Below are 12,425 nucleotides of genomic sequence, written 5' to 3' on the forward strand. Positions count from 1 at the left end.
GATGTCGCCCTCAATTTATGGATGGCACGGGTAGCGTGCTGAATTAGGAGACAGGGCATGCCAACAGGCGAAAACAGGAAATCTCTGGGCCCCCTGGCCATTGCGGGTGTAGAGCCTTACCAGATGAAAGCCGGTGAGGAGTACATGAATGACCAACAGAAGGTACATTTTCGCAAGATCCTGGGAGCCTGGCGCAACCAACTGATGCAGGAAGTTGACCGCACCGTCGACCACATGAAGGATGAGGCTGCCAACTTCCCGGATCCCGTGGATCGCGCCGCGCAAGAAGAAGAGTTTGCTCTCGAACTGCGCACCCGCGACCGTGAACGCAAGCTGATCAAGAAGATCGAGAAAACCTTGCTGCTGCTCGAAGAAGATGACTTCGGTTACTGCGAGCATTGCGGCATCGAGATCGGCATCCGCCGTCTGGAAGCCCGTCCGACCGCAGACCTCTGCGTGGACTGCAAGACGCTGGCCGAGATCAAGGAAAAACAGATGGCTGGCTGATGCCGCCCATCCACAGGAACGAAAAGGGAGCCCAGGCTCCCTTTTTTATTGAGCTTTTGGTCGGGCCGTCCCAGAATGCAGCCTCAATGCATCGCCTACCCGAATTGCCATGGTCATGACATCCCCCCCCTCCCGACGCCCCTATGTGGGCCGCTTCGCCCCCTCACCGTCCGGTCCGCTCCACTTCGGCTCCCTGGTCGCCGCCCTTGGCAGCTTCTTGCAGGCCAGGGCGCAGCAGGGACGCTGGCTGGTGCGCATCGAAGACATCGACCCCCCGCGGGAGATGCCGGGAGCGGCTGACCTTATCCTCACCACCCTGGAGGCACACGGTCTTGGCTGGGATGGGGAGGTGATGTTCCAGAGCGCGCGCCATGGCCGCTATGACGAGATCATCGATCAGCTCTATCGGGCCGGGGATCTCTACTGGTGTCGCTGTACCCGACGCGAAATCATGGCCGCAGGGGGGTTCTACAACGGTCATTGCCGCACCCTGGGGCTGACCGCCGAGGGGTGTGCCGCCCGTTTGCGCCAGCACCACCCGGTCTATCGGTTCGAGGATGCGCTGCAGGGAGAGATCACCGTCCCCGCGGCGCTGGCGGAGGAGGACTTCATCGTGCGCCGCCGGGACGGGCTCTACGCCTACAACCTGGCGGTGGTGGTGGATGACATGGACAGCGGCATCACCGAGATCGTCCGCGGCGCCGATCTGCTGGAGCCCACTGTGCGCCAGATTGCCCTCTACCAGACCCTGGGGGCAGAGGTGCCCGCCTGGGTGCACTTGCCGCTGGCGGTGCAAGCGGATGGCAACAAGCTCTCCAAGCAGAACCATGCGCCGGCGCTGTCGCAGGACGAGGTACGACCGGCCCTGTGGCAGGCGCTGCACTTTCTCGGTCAGTGCCCGCCGCCCGAGCTGATGGCGAGCCGGATCGACGAGATCATCGGCTGGGGCATCGCCCACTGGCAGCTGGCCCGGGTACCCCGCCAGCAGAAGATCCCGCAAGGGCAAAGCTAGCCCCGGCTGCATTTCTTGCCCCAAAAGGACCAATCAAGGGGAAGCAGGCCACACCGTTTCTCATTTGGTTGGGGCTGAGCTATGATAGGCCGCTATTTTTTTGGCCTCCCGTCAATTTGAAGTCATAACGAGGTGTACCATTTTTTCCCAGATCGCAAACTTTTGCCGCAAAGTGCTCGGCAAGGAAGACGGCGAGCAGTCGGTGGAGTCCCCCATTCCGGCCCGTGTCGCCGGACAGCGCCGTACCTTGAGCCGTGACCAGCACCCGATTTCGCGCAAAGAGATCAGCGAGAATGCCCTCAAGGTGCTCTATCGCCTGAACAAGGGGGGCTATGAGGCCTACCTGGTCGGCGGCGGCGTCCGTGACCTGCTGCTCGGGAAGACCCCCAAGGATTTCGACATCGCCACCGACGCGACGCCGGAGCAGATCAAGGCGCTGTTCAGCAACTGCCGCCTGATTGGCCGCCGTTTCCGCCTGGCCCACATCGTCTTTGGTCGTGACGTGATCGAAGTGGCCACCTTCCGGGGTCACCACCATCAGGTCAATACCAGCAAGCATGTGTCGGCCCAGTCCGATGAAGGCATGCTGCTGCGGGACAACGTCTACGGCACCATCGAAGAGGATGCCGAGCGTCGCGACTTTACCGTCAACGCCCTCTACTACAGCGCCAAGGATTTCACCCTGCACGATTTCGAGGGCGGGCTGGAAGATCTGGCCGCGCGCAGGCTGGAGCTCATCGGTGACCCCGAGACCCGCTACCGGGAAGATCCGGTGCGGATGCTGCGTGCCGTGCGCTTCGCCGCCAAGCTCGACATGACCATCAGCCCGCGCACCGCCGCGCCCATCCGGGAGCTCGCCCCGCTGCTGCAGGACATCCCGGCCGCCCGCCTGTTCGAGGAGACCCTCAAGCTGTTCCTGGCGGGGGACGGTCTGGCCACCTACAAGCTGCTGCGGGAATACGGGCTGTTCCAGCCGCTGTTCCCCCAGGTAGCCGCCCTGTTCACGCCCCACGGCAACTCGCCCTACGAGCAGTTCATCGAGCAGGCGCTGATGGACACCGATACCCGGGTCCGTGAAGAGAAGCGCGTCACCCCCGCCTTCCTCTACGCCACCCTGCTGTGGGGCGCCGTCGAGGCCCGCGGCCGGGTGCTGGAAAACGAGAGCGGTCTGCCCTGGTACGATGCCTTCATGCTGGCCATCAACGAGGTGCTGGACAACCAGGTGCGGATCATCGCCGTGCCGCGCCGCTTCACCACGGACGTGCGCGACATCTGGGCCCTGCAGCAGCGCCTGACCCGCCGCCAGGGCAAGCACCCCGAGCGCGCCATGGAGCACCCGAAATTCCGTGCGGCCTTCGACTTCCTGTTGCTGCGCAACCGGGTCGAGCGCGGCCTCGGCGAGCTGGCGAGCTGGTGGGAGCGCTATGTGGCCTCCAACCCGGATGTGCGCCCGCAACTGCAACGGGAGGCGACCCGCCGCCCGGCGAGCGGCGAGCGCGCCGACTCCCGCAGCGGTGATGGCGAGAAGCGCAGCGGCAATGGCCGCAACCGCCGTCGCCCCCGTCGCCGCAAGCCGAAGTCGGCGGAGTAAGGATCCGCCGATGATCGAGGTCTTCGTCGCCATCGGCTCCAACCTGGCCGACCCCCTCGGCCAGGCTCGTCGCGCCATCGCCGCGCTGGCGACCCTGCCCGAGTCAGAGCTGCTGCAGACCTCCCACCTTTACGGCAGCCGCCCCATGGGCCCTGCGGATCAGCCGGACTACGTCAATGCCGTGGCGCGCCTTGCCACTCGCCTCAGCCCTCTGGCGCTGCTGGACGAGCTGCAGCGCATCGAGCAGGCACAGGGGCGAGTGCGCAAGGATGAGCGCTGGGGCCCCCGGACCCTGGATCTCGATCTGCTGCTGTACGGTGACGAGGTCATCCGACATGAGCGCCTGACGGTGCCTCACTATGGCATGAAGGAGCGGGAGTTCGTCCTGCTGCCCCTTGCCGAGATAGCCCCCTCCCTGGTGCTGCCCTGCGGCACCCCGCTCACCGAACTGGTTGCCCGCTGCCCGCGCAATGGACTCGCGATCCTGGCCGGTGCAGCAGGCGAGTAGAGAAGAGTAGGAACAACGTAATGAGCAAGATCACCATTACCCACCTGCAGAAGATGAAGCAGGACGGACAGAAAATCACCGCCATCACCGCCTATGACGCCACCTTCGCCAAGCTGTTCGACGACGAGGGCGCCCAGGTGCTGCTCATCGGCGACTCCCTCGGCATGGTATTGCAGGGCGGAGACGACACCCTGGCGGTCAGCATGGACGAGATGGTCTATCACACCCGCTGCGTGGTGCGCGGTACCACCAATGCCCTGGTGGTGACCGACATGCCGTTCATGAGCTACGCCACCCCGGAGCAGACCTACCAGAACGCGGCGCGCCTGATGGCGGCCGGTGCCCGCATGGTGAAGATGGAAGGGGGGGACTGGCTGTGCGACTCCATCCGCCACCTGACCCGCAATGGGGTGCCGGTGTGCGGCCATCTCGGCCTGACCCCGCAATCCGTCCACGTGTTTGGCGGCTTCAAGGTGCAGGGGCGCGACGAATTCCACGCCCAGGAGATCTACCGCCAGGCACTGGAGCTGCAAGCGGCCGGCATCCAGTTGCTGGTGCTCGAGTGCGTGCCCGTCTCTCTGGCAGAGCGCATCACCAAGGCGCTGCGCATTCCGGTGATCGGCATCGGTGCCGGCCCTGCCACCGACGGCCAGATCCTGGTGATGCACGATGCCTTCGGCATCACCTCGGGTTATGTGCCCAAGTTCACCAAGAACTTCCTGGCCGAGACCGGTGACATGCGTGCCGCCATTCGTCTCTACGTGCAGCAGGTGAGCGAGGGGACCTTCCCCGGCCCCGAGCACTGCTTCAACTGACTTTCTGTCGTCATGAGCGCGGGGGCCTGTGCCCCCGTCTCGCCCTCCCCCCTGACGGCCCCCTCTTTTATTGATTCATCTGAAGGTGAACTGACGATGTTGGTTGTGAACAATCCCGCCGCGCTGCGCGAGCAGATCGGTCAATGGCATCGCGAAGGCCGCGCCATCGCATTCGTGCCCACCATGGGCAATCTGCATCAGGGTCATCTCACCCTGGTCGAGGAGGCCCGCCGCCATGGCGACAAGGTGGTGGTCAGCATCTTTGTGAACCCCTTGCAGTTCGACAAGGCCGAGGATCTCGCCAACTACCCCCGCACCCTGGAGCAGGATTGCGCCGCCCTGGAGGCCGCCGGTGTGGACCTGGTCTTCACACCGACGCCGGAGATCATGTATCCCCAGGGGCTCGCCAGCCAGACCTTCGTCGAGGTGCCCGGCATCTCCAGCCTGCTGGAAGGGGCGCTGCGTCCGGGGCATTTTCGCGGGGTCAGCACCGTGGTCACCAAGCTGTTCAATCTGGTACAGCCGAACGTGGCCTGCTTTGGCGAGAAGGATTACCAGCAGCTCGCGCTCATTCGCAAGATGGTGGCCGACATGGCCATGCCCATCGAGATCGTGGGCGTGCCGACCGTGCGGGCCGAAGACGGGCTTGCCCTCTCTTCGCGCAACGGCTATCTGACCGCTGCCGAACGGGCCATCGCCCCCGAGCTCGCGCGCACCATGAACTGGATTGCCGAGCAGATTGAAACGGGGAACAGTCACCTCCCCTCCCTGGTTGCCCAGGCCAGCCAACGCCTCGACAACGCGGGATTCAGGACGGATGCCATCGACATCGTCGATGCCGACACCCTGGAATCCGCCAGCGCCGAGAGCCAGCGCCTGGTGATCCTGATGGCCGCCTATCTGGGCAAGGCCCGCCTCATCGACAACCGGGTCGTCGCCCTGCGGGGCTGAGACACGGCAAGGAGACCACGATGTCCAAGAAGGTTTACTGCATCGCCCAGTTCCAGCCCAAGCCGGGCCAGGAGCAGGCCCTGTTCCGCGTCCTGCAAGGGCTCGAACCCGACACCCTGCGTGAAGATGGCTGCCTGCAGTACATCGTCACCCGCCATATCCAGAGCCCCTTTGCCGAGGGGGAGAGCTTCCCCATCGTCTTCAACGAGATCTGGCGCGACATGGCGAGCTTCGAGGCCCACTGCCAGCGCGCCGGTATCAAGGCCTTCTTCGAGCGCTACTGCCTCGCAGATGATGGCCTCGCGGCCAAGTGGAACGTCTGCGTCTACAGCGACGAGCCCGCGGACTACGACGCCCCGGCCCTCTGAGACCGACATGTGCAAATAAAAAGGCGCCCGAGGGCGCCTTTCTTGCTGGCAGGTGTGCGCCTCAGTGGCGCAGACCGGTGCCGCGGGAGATGAGCCACCAGGCCATCCCGTAGAGCACCAGGATGAAGCCGATGATGATGAGATAGGCGGTGCCGAGGGGCACGTCGGAGATCCCGAGGAAGCCGTAGCGGAACGCGTTCACCATGTAGATGATGGGGTTCACCTGGGAAACCCCCTGCCAGAACGGCGGCAGCAGGGTGATGGAGTAGAAGACGCCCCCCAGATAGGTCAGGGGAGTCAGGATGAAGGTCGGGATGATGCTGATGTCATCGAACGACTTCGCGAACACCGCGTTGATGAGCCCCCCCAGGGAGAAGAGGATGGAGGTGAGCAGCACGGTCACGCAGACGCTGAACAGGTGATGGATCTGCAGCGGCACGAAGAACAGCGACACCAGGGTGACGATGAGGCCGACACAGAGGCCGCGCGCCACGCCACCGCCCACATACCCCGCGATGATGATGTAGTTGGGCACCGGCGCCACCAGCAGCTCCTCCACGTTGCGCTGGAACTTGGCGCTGTAGAAGGAGGAGGCGACGTTGGAGTAGGAGTTGGTGATGACCGACATCATGATGAGGCCGGGCACGATGAACTCCATGTAGCTGAAGCCCCCCATGTCACCGATGCGCGAGCCTATGAGGTTGCCGAAGATGACGAAGTAAAGGCTCATGGTGATGGCGGGCGGCACCAGGGTCTGGATCCAGATCCGGGTGAAGCGGCTCACTTCCTTGGCCAGAATGCTCTTGAAGGCGATGTAATAGGTCATGGGGTTCATGCTTTGCGACCCTCCTCTACCAGATTGACGAACAGCTCTTCCAGCCGGTTCGCCTTGTTGCGCATGCTGAGCACCTTCACCCCCTGGGCGGAGAGCTGCTCGAACAGGCTGTTGAGGGACTGGCTCTTCTCCAGCTCCACTTCCAGGGTGTTCTCATCCTGCATCCGGCCGTTGAACTCGGGCAGGGCCGGTACGGTGGAACCCGGCACCAGATCCAGCAGGAAGGTCTCGCGACCCAGCTTGCCGAGCAGGCTCTTCATGCTGGTGTTCTCGATGAGACGGCCCTTGTCGATGATGCCGATGTTGCGGCACAGCATCTCGGCCTCTTCCAGGTAGTGGGTGGTCAGGATGATGGTCACCCCCTGCTCGTTGAGATCCTTGAGGAAACTCCACATGGAGCGGCGGATCTCGATGTCCACCCCGGCGGTCGGCTCATCTAGGATCAGCAGCTTGGGCTCATGCATCAGGGCGCGGGCAATCATCAACCGGCGCTTCATGCCACCGGAGAGAGTGCGGGCGGCCATGTCGCGCTTGTCCCACAGATCGAGCTGGCGCAGGTACTTCTCGGCGCGCACCTTGGCCTCGGCCCGCGGCACTCCATAGAAACCGGCCTGATGAGTCACTATCTGGCTCACCTTCTCGAACTGGCTGAAGTTGAACTCCTGGGGCACCAGGCCGAGCTGGGACTTGGCCAGCTCCAGATCGGTATCGATGTCATGACCGAATACCTTCACCTTGCCGGCACTCTTGTTGACCAGTGAGCTGATCACGCCGATGGTGGTGGATTTGCCCGCCCCGTTGGGACCGAGCAGGGCGAAGAAATCCCCCTGTTTGACGGTGAGATCGATGCCCTTGAGGGCTTCGACGCCCCCCTGATAGGTCTTCTTCAGACCGCTGATTTCCAATGCGTTCATTGCAACCCCTGTGATGGATGAGCCCATCTCGAGACAGAAAAGGCGGCTGTGACGCCGCCTGAAGACAGTCGATGGCGGGCCGGCCAGCCTGCCTTGCTACTTCGGACCCGGCTTACTCTTTCGGTACCACCTTGCCGATGAAAGGCAGGTTACGGTACTTCTGGGCGTAGTCAATGCCACAGCCCACCACGAACTCGTCCGGGATGGAGAAGCCAAGCCAGTCCACCGGCACCTGAACCTCGCGGCGGGACGGTTTGTCCAGCAGGGTGCAGATGGCCAGGGATTTCGGCTCGCGCAGGGAGAGGATCTCGCGCACCTTGTTGAGGGTGTAACCGGTGTCGATGATGTCCTCCACGATCACCACGTCCTTGCCTTTGATGTCGTCATCCAGATCCTTGAGGATGCGCACGTCACGGGTGCTGTGCATACCGGAGCCATAGCTGGAGGCAGTCATAAAGTCCAGGGTGATGGGCAACTGGCACTGACGGCAGAGATCCGCCAGGAAGACGCAGGAGCCGCGCAGCAGGCCTATCATGACCACTTCCTCGGAGCCCTGGTAACGGGCGGTAATCTCTTCACCCAGCGTGGCGATCCGGGCTGCAACCTCGGCCTCGGGGATCATCACCTCGACAATGTGTTTCATCACATACTCCAATAATGACCAAAGGGTTATTGGCCGTTCATTAACGTCAAAACCGAGGATTCTACCACTCCAACCAGTGGGCGTCAGGCATACGTGATGCTTTTATCGGCTTATTTTAATTGATAGAGTTAGCAAGCCTTCGGGCATTATCGGTGACAATACTATAAACACCATAATCAATAACTATTAGATGAAAAAACTATGGAACCACGCGCAGAAATAAGACGTCGAACCCGGCTTTCGCCGGAGGCTCGCCGTGATCAATTGATGGAGTGTGCCGTCGAGGTATTTTCCCGTCGCGGCATCGGCCGTGCGGGGCATGCCGAGATAGCCGAACAGGCAAAGGTCTCGGTTGCGACCGTTTTTAACTATTTCAATACTCGTGAAGATCTGGTCGACGAAGTGCTGACAGAAATCGAAGCCTTCGTACAGCAGATCCTCGAACAGGCCTACAACGGTCAGGGCTCCGCCAGGGAGAGCATTCACCGCCACGTGAAGCTGTTCGTTGACGCCGCCTATGACAAGCCCGATCACGCCAGCATCTGGCTGGAGTGGAGCTCCTCGGTGCGGGAAGAAGTGTGGCCTCGCTACACCCGGCTGCTGGACAAGGCGCTGGAGCGCATTGCCCCCCACCTGCAACGGGCCATCGACAACGGCGAGATCCAGAGCGTGCTGTCGGCGCAGGATCTGGCCCGCTCCCTGACCGGTTTTGGCTATGTGATGATGCAGATGATCAATCAGCCGCAGCGTCCGAGCCGGGAAGAGGTGACGGATTTCCTGTTCAAGTACGTGACGGCCCCCATCCAGGCCAGCTGACTCGTGCAGATGTTGACAACGCGGCGCCGGGCTTTACAGCCCGGCGCTGCTTTTTTGTCCGCTCCCCGCCGTATCAGTGGTTTGCATAACCCCAGCGACTGGTCAACTCATGCTCGACACCCAGGTGGTCGAGGATGCGGGCGACCATGAAGTCCACCAGATCCTCGATGCTTTTGGGTTCATGGTAGAACCCTGGCGCCGCCGGCATGATGGTCACGCCAAGACGGGCAAGCTTGAGCATGTTCTCCAGATGGATCGCCGAGAAGGGGCTCTCCCGGGGCACCAGAATCAGCTGGCCCCGCTCCTTGATCACCACGTCCGCCGCACGCTCCAGCAGGTTGTCCGAGGTGCCGTTGGCAATGGCCGAGACGGTACCCATGGAGCAGGGGCAGACCACCATCTGTTTGGGGGCCGCCGAGCCGGAAGCCACCGGCGAGAACCACTCCTCCTTGCCGCAGGCGACGATCTGACCCTCTTTGGCACCATATTGGCGACAGAGGTACGCCGACAGCTCCCTGGGGGAGCCCGGCCAATCCTGCTGCTGCTCGGTCTTGAGCACAACCCTGGCCGCCGAGGAGGCGAGCAGGAAGACCCGATAGTCCGCCTGCACCAGGCATTCCAGCAGGCGCAGGGCATAGGGAGCGCCGGAGGCGCCGGTCAGCGCCAGGGTGATGGCCTTGTTCATGATGCGCTCTGCAGCTCCTTGAGGCGGGCGATCAGCTTGTCGTGAATGCCGCCGAACCCGCCGTTGCTCATGATCAGAATATGATCCCCTGGGCGGCTCTCGGCCACCAGGGCGCCAATCAGGGCATCAAGGCCCTCGAATACCCGGGCAGGCCGGGTCATGTGGGCCGTCACCTCCCCCAGCTCCCAGCCGATGTTAGGGGGCTGGAAGAAGAACACCTCGTCGGCACCGTCGAAGCAACCGGCCAGCTCCTCCTTGTGAACCCCGAGCTTCATGGTGTTGGAGCGGGGCTCCAGCACCGCCAGGATGCGGGCCTTGCCCACCTTGGCGCGCAGGCCGCCCAGGGTGGTCTCGATGGCGGTGGGGTGGTGGGCGAAGTCGTCATAGACGCTGATGCCGGCCACTTCTCCTTTCAGCTCCATGCGCCGCTTGGGGGACTTGAACTGGCAGAGGGCGTTGATCCCGTGCTCCACCATGACACCGGCATGGCGGGCAGCGGCGATGGCCATCAGACCGTTGTTGACGTTGTGCTCTCCGATGCACTCCCAGTGCACCTCTCCCTGTTTTTCACCATCCAGCCACACCTCGAAGGCGGAGCCGTCATCGGCCAGCTTCACCGCCTTCCACTTGGCGTCGTCCTGGCCCACCAGCTCCACTTCGCTCCAGCAACCCATCTCGCGCACGGCGGTAAGGTTGTCATCGCCTTTGGGGAAGAGCACCCGGCCGTTGCTCGGCACGGTGCGCATCAGGTGGTGGAACTGGCGCTGGATGGCGGCGAGATCCGGGAAGATGTCCGCGTGGTCGAACTCCAGGTTGTTCATCACCAGCGTGCGCGGGTGGTAGTGGACAAACTTGGATCGCTTGTCGAAGAAGGCGCAGTCATATTCGTCCGCTTCAATCACAAAGAAGGGAGCCGAGCCGAGACGGGCGGAAACCGGGAAGTTGCCCGGCACGCCGCCGATGAGGAAACCGGGTTCCAGCTTGGCATACTCCAGCACCCAGGCCAACATGCTGGCGGTGGTGGTCTTGCCATGGGTGCCCGCGACGGCCAGCACCCAGCGATCTTTCAGCACGTGCTCCAGCAGCCACTGGGGGCCGGAGATATAGGGCAGATTGCGGTCCAGCACATATTCCACACAGGGGTTGCCACGGCTCATGGCATTGCCGATCACCACCAGATCAGGCGCCGGATCGAGCTGGGAGGGGTCGTAGCCTTCGGTCAATTCGATGCCCTGTTGCTCGAGCTGGGTGCTCATGGGGGGATAGACGTTGGCGTCGGAGCCGGTCACCCGATAGCCAAGCTGTTTTGCCAACACCGCCAGACCACCCATGAAGGTGCCGCAGATCCCGAGAATGTGAATGTGCATACCGCTGCCTTTTCCAGTAAAGGGAGTGCGCATTCTAGGGTCTGTTGACCCGGTGGCACAAGCCGCGCCCATGGGGAGCGAAGGCATCCGCGCCCGCAGACGACAGAAATCGGGCAAGCGCGGGTAAAAGCCACCCTCCAGCACGCCACCCGGCCCTTGAAATATGGTCATTTGACGGGACATCGCTATAATGTCGGCCTGCAAACTTGACTCCAACACTCAAAGGAAACGTCATGAGCCTGAACCTGGTACCGGCCGGCAAGAGCCTGCCTGACGACATCTACGTCATCATCGAAATCCCGCAGAACGCCGACCCGATCAAATACGAAGTCGACAAGGACAGCGGCGCCATCTTCGTTGACCGTTTCATGTCCACCCCGATGTTCTACCCGTGCAACTACGGTTACGTGAACGCCACCCTGTCCCTGGACGGGGATCCGGTCGACGTGCTGGTTCCGACTCCCTACCCGCTGCTGGCCGGCTCCGTCATCCGCTGCCGCCCGGTCGGCGTGCTGAAGATGACCGACGAATCAGGCGAAGACGCCAAGATCGTGGCCGTTCCCCACTCCAAGCTGACCAAGCAGTACGATCACATCCAGGATGTGAACGATCTGCCCGAGCTGCTGAAAGCCCAGATCCAGCACTTCTTCGAGCGCTACAAAGAGCTGGAAGCGGGCAAGTGGGTCAAGGTGGAAGGTTGGGGCGACAAGGCCGCTGCCGAAGCCGAAATCAAGACCTCTGCCGAGCGTTACGCTGCAAAATAAGCGTACTCCTCGCAAAAAAGGCGCCTTATGGCGCCTTTTTTATTGGTCGTTGCGGGGACGCTCCGGGGGGATCCCCCTGGATATAGAGGTCGCGCCCGTTTTGCCGATAGGGGCGGTAATAGTCATCACCGCAGCGATATTCCTGACCGGCACCTCCCACCAGATCGCAGTTGACCGGCAGCACCTCCAGCCACTTGATGGCCTGCTGGAAGCGCAGCCACTCCTGCCATTCATGCTCCCGGGCCAGCTGATCCCGCAGGGCGAAGGTATCCGCGCTGGACAATCCCTGATTGACGATGACCTGCCCCGCCAGCGCCGGCGTGGCCACCAATATCAGCAGAAACCGTGAAACAAGCTTCATGATGATTTCCCCCATGACTTATTTCCTGAATTAAATTTAAAGTCAGATCAGATAATTACCAATATATCTGTCACCAGACCAATCCAAATGCCGGTCACTCACCTAAATAACTGATCCCAATAGTGCTACACCTTCGCTGTACCATAGCCATTCCCCGGGAAAGGAGACACGGTATCCATGAAGTGTTTCACTCGGGCCAGCAGGCTGGCCATTCCTCTGCATTGATGATTGCGCGTGATGGTTTCATGTAACTTGTGCCACAGCCGTTCGATGTGATTAACCCAAGGG

General features: G+C 62.1%; 15 protein-coding genes and 1 pseudogene. 9 read left to right on the forward strand and 7 right to left on the reverse strand.

The features are described 5' to 3' along the window. Positions 1 to 57 precede the first annotated feature (57 nt). The 7 genes from dksA to AB5Y50_RS01290 all read left to right on the forward strand — a co-directional run bounded on the left by dksA (position 58) and on the right by AB5Y50_RS01290 (position 5,752). Positions 58 to 507 carry an RNA polymerase-binding protein DksA gene (gene dksA, locus AB5Y50_RS01260; RefSeq protein ID WP_029314801.1) on the forward strand — a complete coding sequence of 150 codons (450 nt, stop codon included), beginning with the start codon at positions 58 to 60 and terminating at the stop codon, positions 505 to 507. 109 nt (positions 508 to 616) lie between these two features. After that, on the forward strand, positions 617 to 1,519 hold the full coding sequence (gene gluQRS, locus AB5Y50_RS01265; RefSeq protein WP_049635992.1) for a tRNA glutamyl-Q(34) synthetase GluQRS: 903 nt from the start codon (positions 617 to 619) through the stop codon (positions 1,517 to 1,519). Between the two features lie 100 nt (positions 1,520 to 1,619). Further along, the gene (gene pcnB / locus AB5Y50_RS01270) at positions 1,620 to 3,110 is read left to right on the forward strand and encodes a polynucleotide adenylyltransferase PcnB (RefSeq protein WP_029314802.1); all 1,491 of its coding nucleotides are present in this window, start codon (positions 1,620 to 1,622) and stop codon (positions 3,108 to 3,110) included. Between the two features lie 10 nt (positions 3,111 to 3,120). Continuing rightward, complete coding sequence (gene folK / locus AB5Y50_RS01275; RefSeq protein WP_039040848.1) at positions 3,121 to 3,618, forward strand: 2-amino-4-hydroxy-6-hydroxymethyldihydropteridine diphosphokinase; 498 nt, start codon at positions 3,121 to 3,123, stop codon at positions 3,616 to 3,618. 20 nt (positions 3,619 to 3,638) lie between these two features. Then, entirely contained in the window at positions 3,639 to 4,433 is a 795-nt protein-coding gene (panB, locus tag AB5Y50_RS01280) for a 3-methyl-2-oxobutanoate hydroxymethyltransferase (RefSeq protein WP_042864977.1), read from the forward strand. A gap of 96 nt (positions 4,434 to 4,529) precedes the next feature. Further along, positions 4,530 to 5,384 (forward strand): pantoate--beta-alanine ligase, encoded by an 855-nt coding sequence (gene panC / locus AB5Y50_RS01285; protein WP_049635993.1) that lies wholly within the window; start codon positions 4,530 to 4,532, stop codon positions 5,382 to 5,384. 20 nt (positions 5,385 to 5,404) lie between these two features. Then, positions 5,405 to 5,752 carry a putative quinol monooxygenase gene (locus AB5Y50_RS01290; protein WP_010675576.1) on the forward strand — a complete coding sequence of 116 codons (348 nt, stop codon included), beginning with the start codon at positions 5,405 to 5,407 and terminating at the stop codon, positions 5,750 to 5,752. Positions 5,753 to 5,813: 61 nt separating this feature from the next. Here the strand turns inward: AB5Y50_RS01290 and AB5Y50_RS01295 are convergent, their stop codons facing one another. The 3 genes from AB5Y50_RS01295 to hpt form a co-directional block, all read right to left on the reverse strand. Then, on the reverse strand, positions 5,814 to 6,587 hold the full coding sequence (locus AB5Y50_RS01295) for an ABC transporter permease (RefSeq protein ID WP_010675577.1): 774 nt from the start codon (positions 6,585 to 6,587) through the stop codon (positions 5,814 to 5,816). Then, positions 6,584 to 7,501 (reverse strand): ABC transporter ATP-binding protein, encoded by a 918-nt coding sequence (locus AB5Y50_RS01300; protein WP_039040845.1) that lies wholly within the window; start codon positions 7,499 to 7,501, stop codon positions 6,584 to 6,586. The genes AB5Y50_RS01295 and AB5Y50_RS01300 overlap by 4 nt, the downstream gene beginning before the upstream one ends. Positions 7,502 to 7,613: 112 nt before the next feature. Beyond that, positions 7,614 to 8,144, reverse strand: coding sequence for a hypoxanthine phosphoribosyltransferase (hpt, locus tag AB5Y50_RS01305; RefSeq protein WP_049635994.1), 531 nt, complete (start codon positions 8,142 to 8,144; stop codon positions 7,614 to 7,616). A 201-nt stretch (positions 8,145 to 8,345) separates the two neighbouring features. Here hpt and AB5Y50_RS01310 point away from each other — a divergent pair, with 201 nt between their 5' ends. After that, positions 8,346 to 8,960 (forward strand): TetR/AcrR family transcriptional regulator, encoded by a 615-nt coding sequence (locus AB5Y50_RS01310; RefSeq protein ID WP_029314803.1) that lies wholly within the window; start codon positions 8,346 to 8,348, stop codon positions 8,958 to 8,960. A 73-nt stretch (positions 8,961 to 9,033) separates the two neighbouring features. On the opposite strand, the gene AB5Y50_RS01315 is transcribed toward AB5Y50_RS01310, so the two are convergent. Both AB5Y50_RS01315 and mpl read right to left on the reverse strand, forming a co-directional pair. Next, positions 9,034 to 9,645, reverse strand: coding sequence for a flavin prenyltransferase UbiX (locus tag AB5Y50_RS01315; protein ID WP_042016310.1), 612 nt, complete (start codon positions 9,643 to 9,645; stop codon positions 9,034 to 9,036). Further along, a complete protein-coding gene (gene mpl, locus AB5Y50_RS01320; protein ID WP_049635995.1) occupies positions 9,642 to 11,012 on the reverse strand; it encodes a UDP-N-acetylmuramate:L-alanyl-gamma-D-glutamyl-meso-diaminopimelate ligase in 1,371 nt (456 codons plus the stop codon). Before mpl ends, AB5Y50_RS01315 begins: the two co-directional genes overlap by 4 nt. 233 nt (positions 11,013 to 11,245) lie before the next feature. Here mpl and ppa point away from each other — a divergent pair, with 233 nt between their 5' ends. Then, complete coding sequence (ppa, locus tag AB5Y50_RS01325) at positions 11,246 to 11,776, forward strand: inorganic diphosphatase (protein ID WP_005335667.1); 531 nt, start codon at positions 11,246 to 11,248, stop codon at positions 11,774 to 11,776. 25 nt (positions 11,777 to 11,801) lie between these two features. Here ppa and AB5Y50_RS01330 read toward each other — a convergent pair whose 3' ends face one another. Then, entirely contained in the window at positions 11,802 to 12,152 is a 351-nt protein-coding gene (locus tag AB5Y50_RS01330) for a hypothetical protein (RefSeq protein ID WP_010675583.1), read from the reverse strand. A gap of 110 nt (positions 12,153 to 12,262) precedes the next feature. Further along, positions 12,263 to 12,425 (reverse strand): annotated as a pseudogene (locus AB5Y50_RS01335) (IS630 family transposase); the annotation flags it as partial.

This window comes from Aeromonas sp. s6 (assembly GCF_040907815.1).
GTDB lineage: Bacteria > Pseudomonadota > Gammaproteobacteria > Enterobacterales > Aeromonadaceae > Aeromonas > Aeromonas caviae.

Excerpts from the sequence above, each read along its gene's own strand:
- dksA (WP_029314801.1), top strand. The coding sequence starts at position 58 with ATGCCAACAGGCGAAAACAGGAAATCTCTGGGCCCCCTGGCCATTGCG.
- gluQRS (WP_049635992.1), top strand. The coding sequence starts at position 617 with ATGGTCATGACATCCCCCCCCTCCCGACGCCCCTATGTGGGCCGCTTC.
- folK (WP_039040848.1), top strand. The coding sequence starts at position 3,121 with ATGATCGAGGTCTTCGTCGCCATCGGCTCCAACCTGGCCGACCCCCTC.
- panB (WP_042864977.1), top strand. The coding sequence starts at position 3,639 with ATGAGCAAGATCACCATTACCCACCTGCAGAAGATGAAGCAGGACGGA.
- panC (WP_049635993.1), top strand. The coding sequence starts at position 4,530 with ATGTTGGTTGTGAACAATCCCGCCGCGCTGCGCGAGCAGATCGGTCAA.
- AB5Y50_RS01290 (WP_010675576.1), top strand. The coding sequence starts at position 5,405 with ATGTCCAAGAAGGTTTACTGCATCGCCCAGTTCCAGCCCAAGCCGGGC.
- AB5Y50_RS01295 (WP_010675577.1), bottom strand. The coding sequence starts at position 6,587 with ATGAACCCCATGACCTATTACATCGCCTTCAAGAGCATTCTGGCCAAG.
- AB5Y50_RS01300 (WP_039040845.1), bottom strand. The coding sequence starts at position 7,501 with ATGAACGCATTGGAAATCAGCGGTCTGAAGAAGACCTATCAGGGGGGC.
- hpt (WP_049635994.1), bottom strand. The coding sequence starts at position 8,144 with ATGAAACACATTGTCGAGGTGATGATCCCCGAGGCCGAGGTTGCAGCC.
- AB5Y50_RS01310 (WP_029314803.1), top strand. The coding sequence starts at position 8,346 with ATGGAACCACGCGCAGAAATAAGACGTCGAACCCGGCTTTCGCCGGAG.
- AB5Y50_RS01315 (WP_042016310.1), bottom strand. The coding sequence starts at position 9,645 with ATGAACAAGGCCATCACCCTGGCGCTGACCGGCGCCTCCGGCGCTCCC.
- mpl (WP_049635995.1), bottom strand. The coding sequence starts at position 11,012 with ATGCACATTCACATTCTCGGGATCTGCGGCACCTTCATGGGTGGTCTG.
- ppa (WP_005335667.1), top strand. The coding sequence starts at position 11,246 with ATGAGCCTGAACCTGGTACCGGCCGGCAAGAGCCTGCCTGACGACATC.
- AB5Y50_RS01330 (WP_010675583.1), bottom strand. The coding sequence starts at position 12,152 with ATGGGGGAAATCATCATGAAGCTTGTTTCACGGTTTCTGCTGATATTG.